The following is a 23,260-nucleotide window of genomic DNA, read 5'->3' on the forward strand; positions in this document are numbered from 1 at the left end:
AGGGGAGTTCATGAGCTTCGAGTCTTTGCTGAAAGTAGGCGACGCTGCCTACACGTATTACCCTGTGTCGGCCATTGAGGGTGCCGGCAAGTTACCGTTCTCGCTGACGGTGTTGTTGGAAAACGCGCTGCGTTGCGGGCGCACGCCCGAGGAGGCATCGGCTATGGCCGCTCGCATTGTGGGGGCAGGTTTGGCGGGCCAGACAGGGGACGAGGTAGAGTTCTCTCCGGCGCGCGTGCTGTTCCAGGACTTCACGGGCGTGCCGGTGTTCGTGGACTTCGCCGTGATGCGCGAGGCCTGCGCTGAACTGGGGGGCGATCCGAAGAAGATCAATCCGCAGGTACCGTGCGATCTGGTCATCGATCACTCGGTCATCGCCGATGAGGCCGGCTGCGCTGGATGCATGGACGAGAACATGAAGTTGGAGTTCGCGCGAAACAGCGAGCGCTATGACTTCTTGAAGTGGGCCCAGGAGTCCTTCGAGAACGTGCGCATCGTGCCGCCGGGGCAGGGTATCTGCCACCAGCTGAACATCGAGAAGTTCGCGAGCGTGGTCATGGAATCGCCTGCGGGTCTGACCGGCGCCGACGGCGAGCCAGTGGTGTACTTCGACACCTTGGTGGGTACCGATTCCCATACGCCCACGGCCAACGGCATCGGCGTGCTCGGCTGGGGTGTGGGCGGCATCGAGGCCGAGGCCGCGGCCCTCGGCCAGCCGATCACGACGCTCGTGCCCCGCGTCATCGGCGTGAAGCTGACCGGCGAGCTGGCGGCGGGCGTGTCGGCCATGGACGTGTCGCTGACGTTCGCGAGCATGCTGCGCGAGCGCGGCGTGGTGGGCTGCTTCGTGGAGTGCTTCGGCCCCGGCGTGAGCGGACTTTCCGCCACCCAGCGCGCCTGCATCTCGAACATGACCCCGGAGTACGGCAGCACCTGCACCCTGTTCCCCGTGGATGAGAAGACGCTGGAATACCTGCGCCTGACCGGTCGTTCCGACGATCAGGTGGCGCTCGTGGAGGCCTACGCGAAGGCCCAGGGCTACTGGAACGATCCCAATGCGGCGCCGCGTGTGTACAGCGATGTGATCGAGTTGGATCTGGGCAGTGTGCAGCCCTCCATTGCCGGTCCGTCACGACCCCACGACCGCATTGCCCTGGCCGATGCCGGCGAGCGCTTCCGCGCCATCTGCGCCGAGCGCGGCCTGGACGATGTGACGGCGCACGTGGAAATTGGCGGCGTCGACCACGAGCTGACCCACGGGGCCATTGCCATTGCCGCAGTGACGAGCTGCACGACGGCTACCGACCAGGCCATGATGATCGCCACGGGCCTTATGGCCCGCAATGCCGCCGAGCGCGGACTTGCGCCCGCGCCCTGGGTGAAGACCATTTTGGCTCCGGGCAGCCGCGCCACCGAGCTTCTGCTGGAGCGCGCGGGGCTGACCGAGCCCCTGCGTCAGCTGGGCTTTTTCACTTGCGGCTTCGGTTGCATGAGCTGCATCGGCAATTCTGGCCCGCTCATGGAGCAGATGCACGCCATCGCCGACGATATCGAGTTGGCAAGCGTCCTGTCGGGCAATCGCAACTTCGAGGGCCGTATCTCGCCGGATGTGTCGCAGAACTACCTGATGCAGCCGGCCAACGTGATTGCCTACGCCATTGCCGGCACCATGGATATCGATCTCGCGAAGGACGCCCTTGGCGTGGACGGCGACGGGAATCCGGTGTACTTCGCCGACATCGTGCCCGACGAGGCCGAAGTGGCTGCGCTGGTGGACCAGTACGTGACTGCCGACTTGTACGAGCAGGGCGCTGCCGGCATGTTCGAGGGCGATGCCGCCTGGCAGGCCCTGGGCGCCGAGCCGAGCGACACCTTCGCCTGGGATGAGGCGTCCACCTATGTGCGCCGGCCCCCGTACTTCGACGGCATGGGCCGAGCCGTGGAGGGCCAAGCCCCCATCGAGGGCGCCCGGGTGCTCGGGAACTTCGGCGACTTCATCACCACCGATCACATCTCCCCGGCCGGTGCCATTGCGCCCGATATGCCGGCGGCGGAATACCTCGAGGCCCATGGCGTGGCATCGGCCGACTTCAACACCTACGGCAGCCGTCGCGGCAACCACGAGGTGATGATGCGCGGCACCTTCGCCAACGTGAAGCTGGCGAACAAGCTGGCCGACGGCCGCAAGGGCGGCTGGACGCGCGACTTCACCACGGGTGATATCGCACCTTTGTACTATGCGGCTGAGCATTACCGCGCGGCAGGCGCCCCGGCGGCGGTGCTGGCGGGCAAGATGTACGGCTCGGGCTCGTCCCGTGACTGGGCGGCCAAGGGCCCCATGCTGCTGGGCGTGCGCGTGGCCATCGCCGAGAGCTTCGAGCGCATCCATCGGTCGAACCTCATCGGCATGGGCATTCTGCCGCTGCAGTTCGCCGAGGGCCAGAATGCTGACGAGCTGGGGCTTGACGGTTCCGAGGCTATCACCGTGGCTCCCATCGACTTCTCGGCGGGCCTGCCGGTCCCGGCGGTGGTGCAGGTGACGGCCGAGCGCGCCGACGGCAGCTCGGTGACCTTCGACGCCACCGTGCGCATCGACACCCCCACCGAGGGCCGCTACTACGAGAACGGCGGCATCCTCCAGTACGTCCTGCGCGACCTGATCGACTAGCAACTGGCTGTGGCTGGATGCTAGAAATAATCTCTCTAGAGAAAGGGGAGGGTTCGTGCCCTTCCCTTTCTTTTCTCCCTTTGTTAAAGTATCACTTAAGTGATATGTATGAGGAAGGGGAGCGGCATGTACGCGGCAAAGGAGTTCTTCGGGTGCGATGCGCTCGTCTTGTTTCACGGATCTCCGCAGGCCGTTCCGCGGCCCCAGTTTGGCAAGGGGTCGCCCTTCAACGACTACGGGCAGGGCTTCTACTGCACCGAGTCGCACCAACTGGCCAGCGAGTGGGCCTGCCCGACGCTGGAGGACGGGTGCGTGAACGAGTACTTGCTGGAATTGGAGGGGCTGAGCTTGCTGGATTTGGCCGCGCCGGAGTACTCGGTACTCAACTGGCTTGCGGTATTGCTGGCGCACCGCACGTTCGAAGTGGGGCCGGCCGGTAGCGTGGCGGCCCGTGACTTCCTTTTGGAGCGATACGGCGTTGATTTGAGCGGCGCAGACCTCGTGCATGGGTATCGTGCCGACGATTCGTACTTCTCCATTGCCCGGGATTTTCTGGCGAACACCATAAGCGTCGAGACATTGGAGCGTGCGTTGTTTTTGGGCGGCCTGGGGTATCAGGTAGTCCTGAAGACGCCGCAAGCCTTCGGGGCTCTGTCAAGTGCGGGGTGCGCCATTGCCGAGGGCGAACGGTGGAATCCCCTGCGCGTGGCGCGCGACGCGCAGGCGCGAGGGCAATACCGCGCCATTGCCGCCCAATCCATTGAAGCGGGGTTTGCGGGAACGTATCTTTTCGACCTGATGAGGAGGGCGTGATGGGGCGCATCGTGTACGAGGTCATCAATTTCGACTTCGAGTATCTCGACGACGCGCGAGAGACGCTAGGAGCGCTGTTTGACATCGGCGTGAACGAGTGGAAGGTGCCGGGGGATGATTTGGCCCAGGCCTTCCTGGCGTCGGGCGTGGCGGAGCAGTTCGAGCGGCGTAACCCGACCTACGTGTCGGGAAAATCGGCTCTCGATCTGCTGCGCCTGCTGGCCCCGTACCTCGATACCGAGCGTCCTGCGCCCGAGCATGCGCAGGTGGTGCCGCGTGAGGACTACTGGCTCGGCTGGATTCTGGCGTACTACCAGATGGAAACGGGACGCCCCTACCGCCAGGTGTTCGACGCCGTTCCCTATGAAGAGCTAGCGGGCATGTTCTATCCGCTGCACGAGGCGCCCGAGGGGAAGTTCGTCGAGGCGCTCAACCGTCGTCTGGCTGCGGCGCAGCTGCCCACCAGACTCTATCGTCAGCGGAAGATCTGCGGAATGTCGCAGAAGCAGCTGGCCGAGGCGTCAGGCGTCGGCCTGCGTTCCGTTCAGATGTACGAGCAGCGCCAGAAGAACATCAACCATGCCGCGGCCGAAACCCTCTACCGCCTGGCCTTTGCCCTCCGCTGCTCCATGGAGAATCTGCTGGAGCGGTAGGCCGAGTCTGGAGGAAAACCTCCTCCGTGCAGACGAACTTGAAATTCGAGCGTAAGGTCCCCTGCATGCTGATGCGCTCACAGCTGCTAGACTGCTTGCGGTATTGCGGCATAAGGCACATGCCGTCCCCACGGCACTGGCTGCGGAGAACGTGCGGAATAGCTGGCGTGGGCGGGGGATTTGCGATACGATTACGGGCACGTGATTTTTGACCCTAGGAGAACCGACGTAACTATGGAAGACTTCCGCAACGAATACTGCATGCATACGGCCACCTGCGGGCAGCTGCGTGCGACCGATGTGAACCAAGAGGTGACGCTGGCCGGTTGGGCGTGGCATACCCGCGACCACGGCGGGCTCATCTTCATCGACCTGCGCGACCGCGAGGGCTATACGCAGGTGGTCGTCGATCCGGATTGCGTGAGCGCGGAGGACTTCCATGCAGCCGAGCACTTGGGCCGCGAGTACGTGCTGAAGGTGACCGGCCGCGTGCGCGAGCGGGCGCCGGAGGCTGTGAACCCGAACATGATTACCGGCGAGATCGAAGTGCTGGCCAGCGCCGTGGAGGTGCTGAACACCTCGGTGACGCCGCCGTTTTCCATCGAAGACGGCATCGAGACCGACGAGATCACCCGCATGAAATGGCGCTACCTGGACATTCGCCGTCCTGAGATGCTCGCCAACCTGAAGCTGCGCCACACGGTGACCCAGGCCATGCGCCGGGCCCTCGACGAGCGCGGTTTCCTGGAGATCGAGACGCCGATCCTGGCGAACTCCACCCCCGAGGGTGCTCGCGACTACATCGTGCCGAGCCGTCCGAACCCGGGCAAGTTCTACGCCCTGCCCCAGAGCCCCCAGCAGTTCAAGCAGATGCTCATGTGCGCCGGCGTAGAGCGCTACTACCAGATTGCCCGCTGCTTCCGCGACGAGGACCTGCGCGCCGACCGCCAGCCGGAGTTCACCCAGGTGGACATTGAGATGTCGTTCGTGGAGGGCGACGATGTGTGCGACATGATGGAAGCGGTCATGGCCGAGACGCTTGCGGCCGTGGGCGTGACCGATGTGACCTTCCCCCTGCAGAAGATGCAGTACGCCGACGCCATGCGCCTCTATGGCTGTGACCGTCCCGACGTGCGCTTCGGCATGCTCCTGCACGATATTACCGACATTGTGAAGAACACCGGCTTCAAGGTGTTCTCGTCGGTGGCCCAATCTGGCGGCGTGGTGAAGGCCATCAACGCCAAGGGCGCGGGCGACTGGAGCCGCGGCGAGGTGGAGAAGATGGCTTCCATCGCCGAGGCCAACGGCGCCAAGGGCATGGCCTGGGTGGCGTTCACCACCGACGGCCAGGAGAAGAGCCCCATCAAGAAGTTCTTCACCGACGAGGAGTGGGCGGCCCTGAAATCCGAGATGGAAGTGGAGCCCGGCGACCTTCTGCTGTTCGCGGCCGACGCGCCCGAGATCGCCAATGCCGTGCTCTCCGCTCTGCGCCTGCACATGGCCGATGCGCTGAACGTGCCTCGCGAGGGTCACGCGCTTCTGTGGGTGGTGAACTTCCCCATGTTCCGCTACGACGAGGACGAGAAGAAGTACGCCGCCGAGCACCATCCCTTCACCCATGTGCTGAAGGAGGACTTGGATAAGATCGAGAGCGACCCCTTGGCCTGCGGCAGCTATTCCTACGACCTGGTGATGGACGGCTTCGAGGTGGGCGGCGGCACCATCCGCATCCACAACGCCGAGGAGCAGCGTCGCATCCTGCGCGTCGTGGGGCTCTCCGATGAGGAGATCGACGAGAAGTTCGGCCACCTCATCCGTGCACTCGAGCTGGGCGCCCCGCCCCATGGCGGCATCGCGCTGGGTCTGGACCGGCTGGTGATGCTCTTGGCCCGCAAGGACTCCATCCGCGACGTCATCGCCTTCCCGAAGACTTCCTCGGCGAGCGACCCCATGACCGGCGCGCCGAGCGCGGTGACGGGCCGCCAGTTGAAGGATGTGAACCTGCGCATTCTGTAGGGGCGCACGGCGCAAAAAGCTACGTGTCGGAGGACCCGTCTCCCGTAAGGGGGCGGGTCCTCTTACATGATGGTGCGGGAAAGCGGCTTGCTAAAGGTTTCGACGGGGTATCCGGTGAGGACGTTGCGGGCGGCCAGAAGATGCTCGGCGAAGGAGAGCTTGCCCGCCCCGTAGAGCCGGGCCGCCAGGCGCACGGCGGCTCCGTCTTCCATGGACACGTCGTCGGCCAGAAGCGCCATGACCGTGCCGATGAGCGAGCGCGGCACGTGGTAGTCGTTCTCGAGCGCCGCCACGCAGGCGACGATGGTTTCCGGGTAGGCCCGCGCCGCGCCGCCGGCGATAATGCGCCTTGCCTTGGCGGCGCGGCGCGGATCGTTGTCGAGCAAATAGTGCAGCAGGACGGTTTTGTCCACGATGACGATATCGCGGGAACGCCCCCGGGGCGTGCTTTTTGGCCGCTCGGCGTCGGATGCGCCCTGCTCCTTCAGCCATGCGGCGCGCTCGTCGCTCGACTGGGTCGGATTGCCGTAGTGACGCAGCTTGCCGAAGGCGCTCGTGGCTCCCTCGCTCTTGCTGAGATGCGGCGTGAAGGGGAGCCGCCTTCCGTTGACGCTCTCGGCTATGAAGAGCCGTACGGCCTCGGAGAGCGAGAGGCCTAGAGCCTCGAAGAGCTGTTCGGCCTCTGCCTTCATGGCGTCCTCGACGCGTACCTGCAAGGTGGCATGCTTGCCCATGGAGCACCTCCGAAAAAATTTTTCGCCCTGCGAAAGAGATCGAAAGCGGATGAAAATGCGCCGTATTGCGAGCGCTTTCGTGACATCTTCCCAGCAAAACGAGGGAAGATGTAGTGCAATTGTAACACACTCGGAAGGCCCCTGGATTCCCGCGCCGGAAGGCGGGATCGTCAGAAGCGGCGAAATAGGGGGTTGCCAATAGCCGTTGAGCGCGTTATAACGTCCCCAACAGGTCAAAGATGACTTTCCCGATGCGCAAACCCTGCGCGCTTTCCATAGATTCCAATCCGTTTCAGCAAGGCGTCCCACCGATGCCTTGGTCTCGTGCACCCCGGTTCTCGAGAAGGGGACAGGCAGGAGCGAAGCGGGGGAATAGATGCTTCGAGCTATGAGAAAGAGGAGGAGTTCATGGGTTCTAAATTCGTCATTGCCGACCCGGGCCTGTGCATCGGCTGCCAGACGTGCATGGCCGGCTGTCTGCTGAAGCACAGTGCGCCGGGGGACGTTGCGAAGCCCCGTCTGAACCTGATTACCACCCTGACCATCTCCGCGCCCATCGTGTGCCACCACTGCGCCGATGCGCCGTGCGTGGCCTCGTGCCCGGAAGGGGCGCTGTACTTCGACGAGGGTCGCGTGGCGGTGAAGCAGGAGCGCTGCATCGGCTGCCGCAGCTGCGTGCTGGCCTGTCCTTACGGTGCCGTGGACGTGGTCTCCCAAGAGGGCGCGGCAAAGCTGGGCGGCCTGACGGTGGAGTCGGCGCCCAAGGCTTTCCTGGTGAAGTGCGATTTGTGCTATGACCGCGAGGGCGGCCCGGCGTGCGTGGAGGCCTGTCCTACCGGCGGCCTTATGGTCGTCGACGAGGAGGAGCTTGCCGCTCGCCAGCGGGCCCGGCGCATGAAGGCCGCCGTGGCCTCGGGTGCGTTTGCCAGCGTGCCGCTGAATATGGATCTCAACTAGAACGGGGGAGTGAAACTATGGAAAAGCACATGGCCGTATGTCCCTACTGCGGCGCCGGATGCAAGCTCAACCTGCTGGTCGATGACGGAATGGTCATTGGCGCCGAGGGCATCGACGGTGTGACCAACGAGGGCGAGCTGTGCCTGAAGGGCCTGTCGGGCTTCGATTTCATCAACGATACGAAGATCCTGACGCCGCGCATCCTGCATCCGATGATTCGCCGCGAGAAGGGTGGCGAGCTGGAGCGCGTCACCTGGGACGAGGCGCTTGACTTCACGGCGCAGCGGCTGACCGAGATCAAGGAGAAGTACGGCCCGGACGCTATCATGCTGACTGGCTCCTCCCGCGGCCCGGGCAACGAGGCCAACTTCGTCATGCAGAAGTTCACCCGCGCCTGCATCGGCACGAACAACATCGACAACTGCGCGCGCACCTGCCACGGCCCCAGTGTGATCGGGCTTATGGACACCGTGGGATCCGGTGCCATGTCGGTGTCCATTCCCAACCTGGAGAACGCCGACCTCATCATGCTGTTCGGTTACAATCCCTCGGCCTCCCATCCCATTGTGGCTCGCCGCATCGTGAAGGCCAAGGAGAAGGGCGCCAAGATCATCGTAGTGGATCCGCGCTCCATCGAGACCGCCCGCATCGCCGATCTGTACATCCAGATCAAGAACGGCTGCAACCTCGCCTTCATGAACGCGTTCGCCAACGTCATCGTGTCTGAGAATATGCACGACAAGGCCTTCATCGATGCCCACACCAACGGCTTCGACGCGTGGTGGGAGACCATTAAGAACTACACGCCGGAATCGGTGGCCGAGGTGTGCGGCTGCGATCCCGACGACATCCGCAAGGCGGCGCGCATGTACGCCACGGCCCCCAACTCCGTCATCGGCTGGGGCATGGGCGTGACCCAGCAGCGCCAGGGCGTGAAGGTGGTGCACACCATCGCCGCCATCGCCTGCGTCGCCAACCAGATCGGTCGCGACAACGCCGGTCTGGCGCCGGTGCGCGGCCAGAACAACGTGCAGGGCTCCTGCGACATGGGCATGTGGCCGAGTCTTCTGCCGGGTTACCAGAAGGTGGAGAACCCCGAGATGCGGGCTAAGTTCGAGAAGGCCTGGGGCCTGCCGGCCGGCACGCTTCCCGCCGAGCCCGGCTTCAAGCTGACCGACCTGCCCCACGGGGTGAAGGAGGGCAAGATCCGCGCCTTCTACAACTTCGGCGAGGATCCGCTGCAGACCGAACCCGATTCCGCCGATATGAAGGAGACCCTGGAGAACCTGGATCTGCTCATCTCCCAGGACATCTTCATGACCCAGACGACGGCTTTGGCCGATGTGGTGTTTCCCGGCACGTCCTGGGGCGAGCACGACGGCGTGTTCTCCGCCTCGGATCGCACGTTCCAGCGCTTCACGGCCGCAGTGCCGCCCAAGGGTGAGTGCAAGCACGACTGGCAGATCTTCCAGGAGCTTTCGACGCGCATGGGCTACCCGATGCACTACGAGGATACCGAGGAGATTTGGAACGAGGTGCGCGAGCTGTGCCCCAACTTCTACGGCGCCACCTACGAGAAGATGGCCGGCACCGGTCATGCCCAGTGGCCCGTGCCCACGCTGGAGTGCCCCGGCACCCCGACGCTGTACAAGAACGGCCAGTTCAATACGGCCGATAAGAAGGCCATCCTCATGGCGCACGACTTCGTGGAGCCCACTGAGCTTCCCGATGACGCCTATCCGCTCGTGCTGTGCACCGTGCGCGAGGTGGGCCACTACTCCTGCCGCTCGATGACGGGCAACTGCAAGGTGCTCTCGATGCTGGCCGACGAGCCGGGCTATGTGCACATCAACCCTGCCGACGCCGAGGCGCGCAATATCCGCGACGAGGACCTGGTGTGGGTCAGCTCGCGCCGTGGCAAGGTGATTACCCGCGCGTGTTTGGACGAGCGCATCAACAAGGGCGCGGTGTACATGACCTACCAGTGGTGGATCGGCAAGTGCAACGATCTGACCATGCACGTGACCGATCCTCTGTCCGGCACGCCCGAGGACAAGTACTCCGCCTGCGAGGTGCACTCCATCGACGACCAGGTGTGGGCCGAGCGCCACATGCAGGCGCTCTACAGCGCCCTGAAGGATCGCCTGGCCGCTGAGGCTGCGCCCCAGAACGTGGCGCCGGCCGCCGAGGCGTCTGCGGAGTAGCCCGCGGCCGTCCGCTCTTTTTCACCCGAAAGGACTCTGATGAACACCTTCATCGCCATAGAGCCGGATAGGTGCATAGGATGCGGCACATGTCTCGCCGCCTGCAGCCATGGCCACCGTGTGGCCGGGCTGCAGGCGGAGCCCCGCCTCGCCCTGACATTCGCCCCGCAGGTGACCGCGGCGGTCACCTGTCATCAGTGCGAGGGGGCTCCCTGCTTGGCCGTGTGCCCCGTCGATGCCATTGTGCGCACCGACGAGGCCGTCGTTGTGAACGAGCAGGCGTGCATCGGCTGCAAGCTGTGCGCGATCGTGTGCCCCTTCGGCGCCATCCATCCGGCAGGCACGTCCACGGCAGGCGTTGCCGGCATTGCCTTTGAGACGCCGAGCCAGCCCCGGGGCACCTCCCCGCTGCTGGCCTGGAGCATCGGCGTCTACACCTGTGCCGTGAAGTGCGACTTGTGCTCCACGTACGACCCCGAAGGGGGTCCCCATTGCGTGAGGGCCTGTCCGACCAACGCGCTTTTTGTGCGAGATGCCACAACGCTCGGTGACGCTCGCAAGGACAAAATGAAAGCAGCCGCTACGGCCAATCAGATCATGATGGGCCGCTCGACCAACCTGAAGGAGGCCTAAATGCTGGAACTTATCTTCGTGTCCCTTGGGCTCTCCTGCGTCGCCGGCGCGCTGTCCCTGGTGGCGGGGAAGACCCCTGCCGCCTCTAAGACCATCGCCTGCGTGGGCGGCATGGCCTCGGCGGCCTGCGCCTTCATCGGCGGCGCCGGGGCCCTGCTGGGGCCAGCGGTGCACGCCAGCTGGGCGGGGCCCATGGCGTTTGCGAGCTTCACGCTGCTGCTGAATCCCCTGGCGGGACTGCTCATCGCAGTCATCTCGGCCCTGGCCTTCGTGGCATGGCTCTACGGTCTGTCCTATTTCGACGAGTATTACGAGAAGGGCATGGGGGTCATCGGCTTTTTCATGAACCTGTTCATTGCTTCCATGAACCTGGTCATTCTGGCCGACAACGCATTTTGGTTCCTCGTGTTCTTCGAATTGATGTCGCTTACCTCCTACGTGCTGGTTGTCATCGACCAGACGGAGAAATCGCTGCGCGGGGGCTTTTTGTACTTGATCATGGCCCATATCGGCTTTCTCATGATCGCTATCTCGTTCTTCGTGATGGCGTCGGCCGCCGGGTCCCTTGAGTTCGAGGCCTTCCGCACGAGCGCCTTTGCCCCCGGCGTGGCCACGGTGGCCTTCGTGCTGGCTTTCTTCGGCTTCGGCGCCAAGGCGGGCATGGTGCCCTTCCATTCGTGGCTGCCCCAAGCCCATCCGGCGGCGCCTTCCAATGTGAGCGCGCTCATGTCCGGCGGCATGATCAAGATTGGCATCTTCGGTATCTGCAAGGTGTGCTTCGATTTGCTGGGCGCGACCGGGGGCGAGATCGGTTGGGGCGTGCTCGTCATTATCATCGGCGCGGTATCGAGCGTGCTGGGAGTGGTGTACGCCCTGGGCGAGCATGATCTGAAGAGCCTGCTGGCCTATCACTCCGTGGAGAACATCGGCATTATCCTGCTCGGTGTGGGCACAGGCATCTACGGCTGGGCCGCGCATCTTCCGTGGCTTGCGGCCATCGGGCTTCTGGCCGGGCTCTACCACCTGGTGAACCACGCCATGTTCAAGGGGCTTTTGTTCCTGGGGGCCGGCAGCGTGCTGCATGCGACGGGCACGCGCAACATGGAGGTCCTCGGCGGGCTGGCGCGCCTGATGCCCGTGACGGCCCTGTGCTTCCTTGTGGGATCGCTGGCCATCTCGGCCATCCCCCCGCTCAATGGGTTCGTGTCCGAGTGGTTCACGTACCAAGGGCTCATCGGCGCGGCCATGGACGGCGACATCTTCATGCGCATCCTGTTCGCCTTTGCCGTGGTGGCCCTGGCCATTACCGGTGCTCTGGCCGTCACCTGCTTCGTGAAGGCCTTCGGCGTCACGTTCTTGGCTCGGCCGCGCTCTGAGGCGGCCGAGCGGGCCCGCGAGGTGCCCGCTCCCATGAAGGGGGCCATGGTGCTGCTCACCGTTGCCTGCGTCTTCCTCGGCCTGGGAGCGGCTCTGGTGACGCCGGTGGTGGATTCCATTGCCGCCGCCATGCTGTCGGTGCCCCCGGTGCCGGCCGTGGAGGGTGCGACGCTCGTGTCGCTGGATACGGCATCGGTGGTCTCGCCGCTGGTGCTGGCGGTGCTCATGGCCCTTGTCATCGCCGCGTGCGCCCTGGTGCGCAACAGCGCGAACCGCGCCGCCGGCATGAAGGACGATCCGCAGACCTGGGCCTGCGGCTACCAGGCGGACCTGACCATGGAGACGCTGGCCTCCACGGTGGGCGCCAACGTGAAGAACTTCATGGGGCCGCTGTTCGCCATCCGCTTCACTGTGAACCGTGCCGGTGCCGCCGTGGCCCGTCTGTTCAGTCGTGCCCTGGGGCTCGAAAAGACGGCTCCGTCCGCCTCCAAGGCCCCCGAGCCGGTGCTGTCCCGCTTCGACCGCGATCGCACGGTGGGCATCGCCGCGGCCCCGCACCGCGCTCCGGCGCTCTCGCACTCGGTGCTGTCCATCGTCAGCGATCTCGGTGCCTGGTTCAGCCGCATGGAGAGCGGCGATTTCCGCACCTACATCGTGTACATCGTCGGCGCCCTGGTGTTCTTCCTGGCGCTCATCATTCTGGTCCGATAGGAGGATGCCATGTCTGTCATTGTTGCGATACTCCAGGCTGTCCTCTTGGTGGCCGCCGCTCCGCTCGTGAGCGGCATCACGCGCAAGATTCGCGCCAAGATGCACTCCCGCACGGGTACCGACATCTTCCAGGACTACCGCGATCTGGCCAAGCTCTGGCGCCGGTGCGAGGTGCGCGAGGGCGGCAGCGGGCTTGTGTCCCGGGCCATGCCGCCGGTGTTCCTCGGCAGCTTCGTGCTCATTGCCGCGGGTCTGCCCCTGTTCATGCAGGCCTGCCCGGTGCCCATCCTGGGCGATATCATCACCATCCTGTACTTGATGGCCCTGCCGCGCTTCATGTTCGCCCTGGCCTCCATCGACTCTGCCGGCTCGTACACGGCCATCGGCGGTGTACGGGAGCTGCTGGTAGGCGTGCTCGTGGAGCCTGCGCTCGTGCTGGTGCTGTTCGTCATGGCCGTGGCCGCCGGTTCCACCAACACCGGGCTCATGGCTGCAGCCACAGGCTCGCTTCAGGCCCAGCCGCTCGTGGCCGTGGTAGTGGCCGGCGTGGCATTTGCCATGGCCTGCTACATCGAGATGGGCAAGCTGCCCTTCGACTTGGCCGAGGCCGAGCAGGAGATCCAGGAAGGCCCCCTGGCCGCCTATTCCGGGCCGTCTTTGGCCATGCTGAAGCTGGGCGTATCTGTGAAGCAGCTGGTGGTGGCGAGCTTGCTCGTGGCGCTGTTTCTGCCTTTCGGGGCCGCGGTGGACGCCTCGCCTGCAGCGGTGCTCGCGGGAATGCTGGCCTATGGCGCGAAAGTACTCGTCGTCATGGTTGCGGCCTCGATCATCGAGAACGCCGTTATGCGCGTGCGCTACAAGCTGCTCGGTCGTTATACCTGGTTCGTCACGGGGATTGCGCTTCTGTCCCTGGTGTTCCTCGTCATTGGAATTTAGGTGGTGATGAATATGTTCGGATACCCGTTAGTCAATGTGCTGGGGGCCTGCCTCATCATCACCTCGATGCTGGTGGTGCTCGCCCGCACGGGGCGCGCGGCGGCCTGGCTGTACTCGCTCCAGTCGCTCGTGCTCGTGGCCGTGCTCGCGTCGCTCGGCGCGGTGACCGGCTCGGTGGAGCTGTTCACCTGGTCGGCCACGGCCTTCGCCACCAAGGTGGTGCTCGTGCCCGCCATCCTGCTGTTCACCCTGAAGAAGATCGGCGATGACGCGCGGACGGATCTGCCGCCGAAGCTCAACCCCATGAAGTCGGTGGCCCTGGTGGCTGTGGAGGTGTTCGTGTGCTTCGTGGCCGTCTCCGGGATCGATTTGCCGACGGCTGCGGAGGTGCGCCCCACACTGGCGGTGTCGCTGGCCCACTTCTTCATCGGGCTCACCTGCATCGTCATCCAGCGCTCCATCTTCAAGCAGATCTTCGGATACTGCCTGATGGAAAACGGCTCCCACGTGACCTTGGCGCTCTTGGCGCCCCAGGCCCCGGAGCTGGTGGAGATCGGGGTGGCCACCGACGCCATTTTCGCGGTGATCATTCTGGCCGTGCTCGTGTGGCGCATGGCGCGCTACGCCCGCACCCTTGATGCCGACGACCTCTGCGAGCTGAAGGGATAAGCCATGGATTACTCTATTCTGCTAATCTGCCTGTTGGGCTGCCCGGTGGTTGCGGCCGCCGCCATGGCCCTGCTGCCCGCGAAGGCCACGCCCCGCGGCCTGTTCGAGGCCATTCACGTCCTGTCCCTGGCCGTTGTGGCCGTATCGGGGCTTTGGCTCGTGGCCTCGGTGTTCGCCGGCAGCGACCTCTTCGCCTTGGGCGGCTGGTTCCATCTGGACGGGCTGGGGGCGCTGTTCTTGGGCCTCATTGCCGTTATCGCGCCGGCCACGGGCCTGTACTCGCTGCCCTATGTGGCCCACGATGTGGCCGATGGGAAGCTCGGGCCCTCCCAGGTGAAACAGTACTACGTGTTCTTCAGCCTGTTCGTGTTCTCGATGATTCTGGCCGTCACCTCCAACAACATCATCATGATGTGGGTATCGGTGGAGGCCACCACCTTGTCCACGGTGTTCCTCGTGGGGGTGTACCGCACCAAGCTCGCCCTGGAGGCGGCGTGGAAGTACGTCATCGTCTGCACGGCCGGCGTGGCCTTCGGTCTGTTCGGCACGCTGCTCGTGTACGCGAACGCCGCCGACGTGATGGCCGACGCGCATCAGGCGGTGTTCTGGACGTCCATCCTACCCATGGCTCCCGCGCTCGACCACTCGCTCACGATGATCGCCTTCGTGTTCGCCGCCATCGGCTTCGGCACCAAGGCGGGCCTGTTTCCCATGCACACCTGGCTGCCCGACGCCCATTCCGAGGCGCCGAGCCCCGTGTCGGCCCTGCTGTCCGGCGTGCTGCTGAAGTGCGCGCTGCTCATCGTGCTGCGGTTCTACATTCTAGCCGCGGCCAATGTGGGGGCGGGCTTCCCCCAGCTGGTCATGGTGATTCTGGGTGTGCTCTCGGTGGGCTACGCGGCCTTCGAGGTGTACCGGCAGCGCGATATCAAGCGCAAGCTGGCCTACAGCTCGTGCGAGAACGTGGGCCTCATCGCCGTGTGCTTCGGCATCGGCGGTCCTCTGGGCATTATCGCGGGCCTGGTGCACTGCATCGCCCACGGCCTGACCAAGGCGCTCATGTTCTGCGTGGCCGGCAACGTGATGATGAAGTACCACACCCGCGATCTGGAGAAGATCAAGGGCATTCTGGCCGTGGCCCCTGTGACCGGCGTGCTGTTCGTGGCCGGTTGCCTCGCCTTGGCGGGCTTCCCGCCCTTCGCCATGTTCGTGAGCGAGATGGCCATGATCTTGGCCGGCATTGCCGCCGACGCCCTCTGGCTCGTGGCGCTTGTGCTGGTGGCTCTGGTGGTGGTCATCATGGCGCTTGTGACCATGATCACCGGATCGGCTTTGGGGCGTGCGCCCGAGGGGATGGCTCGCAAGGACGTGCCGGCCCTGGCCCTGGTGCCCGAATGCGTGCTTTTGGCTTTGGTGGTGCTGCTCGGCGTGGCCCTACCCGGCCCTCTGTTCGGCTCCATCGAGCGCGCCGGGGCCATCGTCATGAGCTACGAGGACGAGTACCCGGCGAGCGAGAATCTGTTTGAAGGGGCCCTGGCGGCCCTGGCTGGAGACGAGGTTGAAGAGGAGGTGTCCGAGTAATGGTCAAGAAGAAGGCGCCCTTGCGGGTGGGGGAAACCCACGTGCAGGCCGTGCGCGACACGTTCCCCGGAGCGGTGCTCGATGCCGCGTGGCAGGCCGAAGACCAGGTGACCGTCACGGTGCCCAAGGACATGCTGCCCGATGTGGTGGAGTTTCTGTACTACGGTCGCGGCGGCTGGCTGCCGAACATGGTGGCCAACGACGAGCGGCCCATCAACGGCAACTACGCCCTGTACTACCTGCTGTCCATGGAGGAGAGCGACCCGGGCTTCGTGACGGTGCGGGCCGAGGTGGACCCCCAGTCCATGGAGTACCCGAGCGTGACTCCGCGGGTGCCCGCCTGCGTGTGGAGCGAGCGCGAGGCCTTCGACCTGTTCGGCCTGCGCGCCCAGGGGCTGCCCGACGAGCGGCGGCTGGTGCTGCCCGACGACTGGCCGGCCGACCTGTATCCGCTGCGCAAGGATTCCATGGACTACCGCAAGCGGCCGGCTCCCGTCACCGATGTGGAGAACTACTCGTTCCTCTACGAGGGCCAGGCCGAGGAGGTCACCGAGGTGCCCATGGGTCCGCTGCACATCACCTCCGACGAGCCGGGGCACTTCCGCCTGTTCGTGGAGGGCGAGGAGATCATCGACGCCGACTACCGCTTGTTCTACGTCCACCGCGGCATGGAGAAGGTGGCCGAGAGCCGCCTGAACTACGACGCGGTCACGTTTTTGGCCGACCGCATCTGCGGTATCTGCGGCAATGCCCACTCCGTGGCCTATGCCGAGGCCGTGGAGCACGCCCAGGGCATCGAGGTGCCCGTGCGCGGCCAGTACATCCGCGCCATCCTGCTGGAAGTGGAGCGCTTGCACTCCCATCTGCTGAATCTGGGTCTCGTGTGCCACTATTGCGGTTTCGACACCGGCTTCCAGCACTTCTTCCGCGTGCGCGAGAAGACCATGGACTTGGCGGTGCTGCTGACCGGCGCCCGCAAGACCTACGGCCTGAACCTCATCGGCGGGGTGCGCCGCGACATTCTGGACGAGCAGAAGCTGGCCACCATCAAGTACGTGCGCGAGATTCGCAACGAGGTGGAGGCGCTGGTAGACATGCTCGTGTCCACGGCGAACTTCGAGTCGCGCACCGCCGGGGTGGGCCGGCTCGACCCGGCGGTGGCCCGCGACTACAGCCCCGTGGGCCCCTGCGTGCGCGGCAGCGGCATTGCCCGCGACGTGCGCTTCGATCACCCCTTCGACGGCTACAAGTACTTGAGCGGCATGAAGGCCCGCAGCCACGACGGCTGCGATGTGCAGAGCCGGACCTTGGTGCGCGTGGAGGAGTTCATGGACTCGCTGACCATGATCGAGCAGCTGCTGGACGGAGCTCCGGCGGGCCCGGTGCTCACCGAGGACTGGCGGTACACGCCGCACAAGTTCGCCTTGGGCTACACCGAGGCGCCGCGCGGCGAGGACATGCACTGGGCCCAAGTGGGCGACAACCAGAAGTGCTACCGGTGGAGGGCCAAGGCGGCCACGTACTCCAACTGGCCCATCTTGCGCTACATGTTCCGCGGCAACACCGTGGCCGATGCGGCCATCATCGTGGGCTCCATGGACCCGTGCTATTCCTGCACCGATCGCGTGACGGTGGTTGATGTGAAGAAGAAGACGGAGACGGTGCTCACCAAAGACCAGCTGGAGGGCTACTGCCGTCGCCGCACCCACTCGCCGCTCTCGGGAACGGGGGTGTAGGCGATGTTGAAGCTGTTCAAGGAAATCCGCAAGGCCGGCGACGCCACGACAGGCTATCCCTTCGAGCCGCTGGCCATGCCCGCGGGATTCCGCGGCAAGCCGGAGCACAACGAGAAGCTGTGCATTGCCTGCGGAGCCTGCGCCATTGCCTGCCCGGCCAACGCCATCACCATGGACTTGAACGATGATCAGTCCTATGTGACCTGGGATATCAGCTACGGCCGCTGTATCTTTTGCGGGCGCTGCCAGGAGGTGTGTCCCTTGTTCGCCATCGAGTTGACGACCGACTTCGAGCTGGCGGTGCTGAACAAGGCCGATCTGTCCGAGTCCTGCGCCTACGAGGTGGCGCGCTGCGCGGTGTGCGGCAAGCCCTACGCCGCCGCCAAGGAGGTCGACTATGCGCGCCGGGTTCTGAAGAGCGTGGGAGGTCCCGCCGCTGCCGATGTGGGGAAGCTGGACGAGTGCCTGGCCTGCCGTCGCCGCGAGGATGCCCGCGCCTTCCAGGCCCAAGCTCGCACCGAAGGAGGTGCCCGATGATCGAGAACGATTTCCCCGCGTCTCTCCAGTGGAGGCCGGACCCAGTGGCCCTGGACGCGTCGGTGGCTAAGGCCAAGGAGAAGCTGCTCCAGTCCATCAAGCGGTCGGTGTACGTGTACCGCGTGGACTGCGGCGGCTGCAACGGCTGCGAGATCGAGATCTTCGCCACCATCACCGCTGCCTTTGATGCCGAGCGCTTCGGCATCAAGGTGGTGCCCTCGCCGCGCCACGCCGATGTGCTGTTGTACACCGGCGCCATGACCCGGGCCATGCGCGAGCCGGCGCTGCGCGCCTATCAGGCGGCGCCTGATCCGAAGATCGTCATCTCCTACGGGGCCTGCGGCTGCACCGGCGGCATCTTCCACGACAACTACTGCGTGTGGGGAGGCACCGACCCCATTCTTCCCGTGGACGTGTACATTCCGGGCTGCCCGCCCTCGCCGCCGGCCACTATCTACGGCTTTGCCTGTGCCTTGGGGCTGCTCGACCAGAAGCTGCATGAAAGCCGCCATGTGGCCCCGGCTGGCGAGCAGGCGCCCGTGGCCTTCCCGGCGATACCCTACAAGGTGCGCACCGCCTTCGAGCGCGAGGCGCGGCGCATGAGCGGCTACTACTACGGCAAGCAGATCGTGGACGAGTTCATGATGACGCTCGCCAAGGACAAAACCGACGCTCTGGCCGCCGCCGACAGACTCGTCGAGCGCGAGACCGATACGCGAAAGAAGGCCGTGTTCATGGATTTGAAGGCGCTTCTGCTGAGTAAGGTCGTGCAGGAATGAGCGTGACGGTGCGCCAACGGCCGTCCGCGCCGGGTGCGGGGAGGGCGCCCGGTGCGGACGGGGGAACAGGAGCAGAGCGCGGACGGGCCGTGCGCCCGGCGGCGGCCCACACCACCGATGGGCGCACGGCCCGGGACGTGGTGTTCTACCGGCTGGGAAAGAAGTTCGTGGATCACGAGCGCTCTATTCCCGAGGACGTGCGTTCGGTGCTCTACTACACCCTGGCCATCGGGCACCATACCGGGGTCATCGACTGCCTCGAGCCGCGTCTGGCCACGTCCAGGGTCGTCTTCTCAGACGTGCTGGCGGCCCTCGGTACCGGCGAGGCGGCCGACAAGCTGAGGGGCATCGAGCGCTTCGGCGAGATCGAGCTGAAGAAGGAGCATGTCCCCCTGCTGAAACCGGCGGTGCTGGCGGCTCTGGAGGGCTGCGGTACGGTACCCGAGCCGGGGACGGCTGCCGCGGGCCTGGTGGTTGCCGCGGATGTGCCGTCGTGGCTGGAGGAGTTTCTGTTCCTGCTGGACGAGGTGCAGTGCGAGCCGGCCGTGTACGCCATGGGAAGGAGGGTGTCGTGAGCGCGAGCGCCGAGGACATCCTGGCCGCGAGCGAGGCCGGGGCGCGGGGCGGCAACGTCGTCTTCTGCGTGGGCAGCGTCCTGCGCGGCGACGACGCCGCCGGCCCGCTTCTGGCCAAGCGCCTGGAGGACGACCCCGTGGCCGGCTGGCTGGCGGTAGACGGGGGCCAGACGCCCGAGAACGATTTGGGCTATCTGCGCCGCCTTGCCCCGCAGCGTCTGCTCCTGGTGGACGCGGCGGCCATGGGGCTTGAGCCGGGGGCCGTCCGGCGTCTGCGCGCCGAGGACGTGGCGGTGCAGTCGCTCATCACCACCCACACGCTGCCCATCACCTACCTGCTGGGAGAGCTGGAGCAGATGTGCGGGGAGGTGACCTTCCTCGGCATCCAGCCCGGGGGTACCGAGTTCTTCGATCCCGTGCACCCGCGCGTGCTGGCGGCCGTGGAGTCGGTGTACGCCGCCCTTGCCGAGGGCGGCAATTTCGAGCAATACCCGTTTGTAACGTTATGATAGGGGAGGAATATCCATGTCAATCGTAAAAGAGGATCTGCTGTCCATCAGCCCCGATGCGCTGGCGCCGGCCGCCACCGAGGCCAAGGCCGAGGCTGTCGGCGTGACCAAGGCCTCCATGGGCGGTGCTAAGTGCTTTGTGTCCGCCATGCTGGCCGGCGCCTTCATCGGCTTCGGCGGCATGTATTTCTGCACGTTTCTGGGCGATACCACCATGGCCTTCGGGGCGCAGCGCCTGGTAGGCGGCTTGTGCTTCTGCCTGGGCCTGTGCCTGGTGCTCTGCTGCGGGGCCGAGCTGTTCACGGGCAATGTGCTCATGGCCTGCGCCAAGGCGTCGAAGAAGATCAGCTTTGCCGGCCTGCTGCGCAACTGGGGTATCGTGTGGCTCGGCAACCTGGCCGGCTCCCTGGTGGCGCTGGCTATCATCTACTTGTCGAATTTGCAGGCCATGAACGGGGGCGCTGTGGGCGAGGCCTTCGTCTCAGTGGCTGCCGGCAAGGTGGCCCTTGAGCCGGTGACCTTGTTCTTCAAGGCGGTGCTCTGCAACATTCTCGTGTGCCTGGCCGTGTGGATCGGCTTCTCCTCGAAGACCACGGCCGACAAGGTGCTCGGCATCTTGCTGCCCATTTCCGCTTTCGTGGCCTGTGGTTTCGAGCACTGCGTGGCGAACATGTTCTTCCTGCCCATGGGGCTGCTCCTGAACACGGTGGCCGGTATCGGGGCCGCAGGGGCCATCACCGCGGGGGGCGTGGCCTACAACCTGGTTCTCGCTACCCTCGGCAATATCGTTGGCGGCCTGGTGGTGGGCCTGGCCTACTGGTTCATCTACCATAAGAAGCAGGCTTAAAGAGGCTGCGACGCACGCTGCCGGGAACGGGTGAAGGGAAGAGGATCGTGAGAGTGGTCGACCGATATCGAGAGGGCGAGGCCGTGGAGGTCTGCGACGGTGCGCTGCTGCGTCCCGACGGATCCTTCGAGCCGGTGCGCCGGCCGGTGCTCGCCGAGCACGCTATGGAGGTGCTCGTGAACACCGTGCCCACCTTGCGGATGGTGTGCACCCCCGATCATCTGGTCGATCTCGTGGTGGGGCGGCTGTTCACCGAGGGCATTGTGGGGGATGTCGACGAGATCGAGGAAGTATATCTCTGCGAGCAGGGGACCCGCGCCTCGGTGCTGCTCGGCTGCAACCGGGCCGACTTCTCCCGCCGCGGAGTGGAGACGGTTCCCTCCTGCTGCACCGGCAACCGCACCTACAACCGCTATTTCACAAGCGACGCGCCCCCGGCCAAGGTGACGCCTATTCCCTGGGAGGCTGAATGGGTGCTCGCCGCGGCCCGGGCCTTCGCCGAGGATACGCCCCTGCATCGGCGCACGACCGGCACCCACAGCTGCTATCTGGTGCTGGGGGGTACTGTGGTGGCCTGCTGCGAGGACCTGGGGCGCCATAACGCCTTCGACAAGGTGGTGGGCCTGGCCTTGCGGCAGGGGATCGATCTGCGCGACGCCCTCATCTTCTCTAGCGGGCGATTGCCCGTGGACATGGTCATGAAGGCCATTCACGCCGGGGTTCCGCTGCTGGCCACCAAGGCGGTTCCCACCGACGAGACCATTCGCCTGGCCCGGGAGTTCGATCTGACCCTCATCTGCCAGGCCCGGCCCGACGGGGCCATCGTGTACAACGATCCGACGCGGCGCTGAGAAGTCGCCGCGGTCGCTGCGACAACGCGCTTTCCGTGCGCTGCGCGGGCGAGGGGAGACGGGAGACGGCAATGACGCGGCAGAGCGCGGGGGCCGGCGCGCTGCGGGGTATGTGCGCCAGCCTGCGGGCGGGCATGCGGCCGAGAGATGCCGGGGAGGGAGGTTCGCCGTGGGCGCAGGCAGGTCGCTCAAGCGGATGGGAAGGCTCATCGGCGCCGCGGGGCTTTTGGGCCTGGTGGTGGGCCTGCTGTCGCTTGGGCTGGGCGCGGCGGTCGATGGCGCCGCGGCGCTGTTCGCCGCCCAGCCGGGCTTGGGATGGGCCATGCCCGTGGCGGGCTTCGCCGCGTTCGGGCTTTACCGGTTGCTGCGCGTCGATTTCTCCTGGAGCACGGCCCGGGTTGTGAAGGCGGCCAGAGAAGGGGAGGAGGTGCCGCTCCGGCTGGCCTTTGCGATTATCGCCGGAACGGCCCTGACGATACTGGGCGGGGGCTCGGTGGGCAAGGAGGCCGCCGCCCTGCAGATGGGCGTGGCCGCCTCCGGGCCCTTGCGGCGTCTTGCGGCTCCTGCCCAGCGGCGCCTTCTCGCACCGGCGGCCATGGCGGCGGCCCTGGGTGCGCTTCTCGATGCGCCGCTGGCCGGTATCGTGTTCTCCTTCGAGGTGATGCGCAAGCGTCCGGCGGGGCCGGCCGAGGTGGCCTGCCCCGCTGTTGCGGCCCTGGTGGCTTGGGGCGTTGCGCGAATGGGGGGCGCTCGGCTTTTGCCGGGGTCCTTCCCGAAGGCGGCCCTTGTCGTTCCCGACGAGGTGCTGCCGGCCTTGGGGTTGGCGGTTGCCGTCGGTCTCATCGCTGCCGCCATGGCCCGAGTCTTCTGCGGGGCTCTGCATGGCCTGCGACGCGGGCTTGCCCGTTTGGGGGCGCCCCTGTTCGCCCTCGCGGTGGGAGGGGCGGCCACTTCCCTGGGCCTCGGCTATGCCGAGGTGTTCGGTTACGAGGGGCTGCGCGCCTATTGCGGTACCGGTGCGGCGCAGATTGCCGCGGCGCTGGCCGGCGATGCGCCCTGGTGGGGCTTTGCCGCGAAGGCCGCGCTCACGCTGCTCACGCTGGCCGGCGGCTACAAGGGCGGTGAGATCATGCCCGTGCTCGCCGTCGGCGCCTGCCTCGGAGCGGCGGTAGGAGAGGGGGCCTGCGCTCTCGCCGCGATGGGCGGTGCTGCTGTTCCATGTTCCAGCGGCCTTGCGGCTTCGGGCGCCCTTCCCGCTATCCTGGGATTCTCGGCCTTCTTCGCTGCCTGCGCGAAGTGCCCGCTTGCGGCCGGGGTCATGGCCGCCGAGCTTTTCGGGCCTGAGGCGGCGGCCGTCTCGGTGCCCGCCATTGCGCTGGCGTATCTTTGCTCCGGCCAAAGGGGCCTGTATCCCACCGCAATCGCCTTGCGAGATGATTGCGGCGCCCGGCGGGGCGTGTTGGGCTAAAACCAT

General features: G+C 65.7%; 20 protein-coding genes. 19 read left to right on the top strand and 1 reads right to left on the bottom strand.

Annotated elements, in window-relative coordinates:
• Positions 1–10 precede the first annotated feature (10 nt).
• The 4 genes from acnA to aspS all read left to right on the top strand — a co-directional run bounded on the left by acnA (position 11) and on the right by aspS (position 6,150).
• A complete protein-coding gene (gene acnA, locus C811_RS14550; protein ID WP_016310459.1) occupies positions 11–2,668 on the top strand; it encodes an aconitate hydratase AcnA in 2,658 nt (885 codons plus the stop codon).
• Between the two features lie 126 nt (positions 2,669–2,794).
• Complete coding sequence (locus tag C811_RS14555; protein WP_016310460.1) at positions 2,795–3,481, top strand: DUF3990 domain-containing protein; 687 nt, start codon at positions 2,795–2,797, stop codon at positions 3,479–3,481.
• The gene (locus C811_RS14560) at positions 3,481–4,134 is read left to right on the top strand and encodes a helix-turn-helix domain-containing protein (RefSeq protein WP_016310461.1); all 654 of its coding nucleotides are present in this window, start codon (positions 3,481–3,483) and stop codon (positions 4,132–4,134) included. Before C811_RS14555 ends, C811_RS14560 begins: the two co-directional genes overlap by 1 nt.
• Before the next feature lie 234 nt (positions 4,135–4,368).
• A complete protein-coding gene (gene aspS / locus C811_RS14565; protein WP_016310462.1) occupies positions 4,369–6,150 on the top strand; it encodes an aspartate--tRNA ligase in 1,782 nt (593 codons plus the stop codon).
• Between the two features lie 62 nt (positions 6,151–6,212).
• Here aspS and C811_RS14570 read toward each other — a convergent pair whose 3' ends face one another.
• A complete protein-coding gene (locus C811_RS14570) occupies positions 6,213–6,884 on the bottom strand; it encodes a type II toxin-antitoxin system RelB/DinJ family antitoxin (RefSeq protein ID WP_016310463.1) in 672 nt (223 codons plus the stop codon).
• Between the two features lie 408 nt (positions 6,885–7,292).
• On the opposite strand from C811_RS14570, the gene C811_RS14575 reads away from it, so the two are divergent.
• From C811_RS14575 to C811_RS14640, 15 genes are all read left to right on the top strand, one after another.
• Positions 7,293–7,841, top strand: coding sequence for a 4Fe-4S dicluster domain-containing protein (locus tag C811_RS14575; protein WP_016310464.1), 549 nt, complete (start codon positions 7,293–7,295; stop codon positions 7,839–7,841).
• 17 nt (positions 7,842–7,858) lie between these two features.
• Positions 7,859–10,045, top strand: a complete 2,187-nt coding sequence (gene fdhF, locus C811_RS14580; RefSeq protein ID WP_016310465.1) for a formate dehydrogenase subunit alpha — start codon at positions 7,859–7,861, stop codon at positions 10,043–10,045.
• Between the two features lie 39 nt (positions 10,046–10,084).
• Positions 10,085–10,678 carry a 4Fe-4S dicluster domain-containing protein gene (locus tag C811_RS14585; RefSeq protein WP_016310466.1) on the top strand — a complete coding sequence of 198 codons (594 nt, stop codon included), beginning with the start codon at positions 10,085–10,087 and terminating at the stop codon, positions 10,676–10,678.
• Positions 10,679–12,766, top strand: a complete 2,088-nt coding sequence (gene hyfB, locus C811_RS14590; RefSeq protein WP_016310467.1) for a hydrogenase 4 subunit B — start codon at positions 10,679–10,681, stop codon at positions 12,764–12,766. It begins immediately after the preceding gene.
• 9 nt (positions 12,767–12,775) lie between these two features.
• On the top strand, positions 12,776–13,702 hold the full coding sequence (locus C811_RS14595) for a respiratory chain complex I subunit 1 family protein (protein WP_016310468.1): 927 nt from the start codon (positions 12,776–12,778) through the stop codon (positions 13,700–13,702).
• A 6-nt stretch (positions 13,703–13,708) separates the two neighbouring features.
• A complete protein-coding gene (gene hyfE, locus C811_RS14600; RefSeq protein WP_235715547.1) occupies positions 13,709–14,371 on the top strand; it encodes a hydrogenase 4 membrane subunit in 663 nt (220 codons plus the stop codon).
• A 3-nt stretch (positions 14,372–14,374) separates the two neighbouring features.
• Entirely contained in the window at positions 14,375–15,952 is a 1,578-nt protein-coding gene (locus tag C811_RS14605; protein ID WP_016310470.1) for a hydrogenase 4 subunit F, read from the top strand.
• Complete coding sequence (locus tag C811_RS14610; protein ID WP_016310471.1) at positions 15,952–17,688, top strand: hydrogenase large subunit; 1,737 nt, start codon at positions 15,952–15,954, stop codon at positions 17,686–17,688. Before C811_RS14605 ends, C811_RS14610 begins: the two co-directional genes overlap by 1 nt.
• A gap of 3 nt (positions 17,689–17,691) precedes the next feature.
• Positions 17,692–18,225: a formate hydrogenlyase complex iron-sulfur subunit gene (locus tag C811_RS14615; RefSeq protein WP_016310472.1), complete on the top strand. Its 534-nt coding sequence runs from the start codon at positions 17,692–17,694 to the stop codon at positions 18,223–18,225.
• Entirely contained in the window at positions 18,222–19,004 is a 783-nt protein-coding gene (locus C811_RS14620) for an NADH-quinone oxidoreductase subunit B family protein (RefSeq protein ID WP_016310473.1), read from the top strand. Before C811_RS14615 ends, C811_RS14620 begins: the two co-directional genes overlap by 4 nt.
• Complete coding sequence (locus C811_RS0104220; RefSeq protein ID WP_084811546.1) at positions 19,001–19,579, top strand: formate hydrogenlyase maturation HycH family protein; 579 nt, start codon at positions 19,001–19,003, stop codon at positions 19,577–19,579. Before C811_RS14620 ends, C811_RS0104220 begins: the two co-directional genes overlap by 4 nt.
• The gene (hycI, locus tag C811_RS14625; RefSeq protein ID WP_016310475.1) at positions 19,576–20,088 is read left to right on the top strand and encodes a hydrogenase maturation peptidase HycI; all 513 of its coding nucleotides are present in this window, start codon (positions 19,576–19,578) and stop codon (positions 20,086–20,088) included. The genes C811_RS0104220 and hycI overlap by 4 nt, the downstream gene beginning before the upstream one ends.
• Before the next feature lie 16 nt (positions 20,089–20,104).
• Positions 20,105–20,935 (top strand): formate/nitrite transporter family protein, encoded by an 831-nt coding sequence (locus C811_RS14630; RefSeq protein WP_016310476.1) that lies wholly within the window; start codon positions 20,105–20,107, stop codon positions 20,933–20,935.
• 47 nt (positions 20,936–20,982) lie between these two features.
• Positions 20,983–21,786, top strand: coding sequence for a formate dehydrogenase accessory sulfurtransferase FdhD (gene fdhD / locus C811_RS14635; protein WP_198010046.1), 804 nt, complete (start codon positions 20,983–20,985; stop codon positions 21,784–21,786).
• 169 nt (positions 21,787–21,955) lie between these two features.
• Positions 21,956–23,254, top strand: coding sequence for a chloride channel protein (locus C811_RS14640; protein ID WP_016310478.1), 1,299 nt, complete (start codon positions 21,956–21,958; stop codon positions 23,252–23,254).
• Positions 23,255–23,260 lie beyond the last annotated feature (6 nt).

This window comes from Adlercreutzia caecimuris B7 (assembly GCF_000403355.2).
GTDB lineage: Bacteria > Actinomycetota > Coriobacteriia > Coriobacteriales > Eggerthellaceae > Adlercreutzia > Adlercreutzia caecimuris.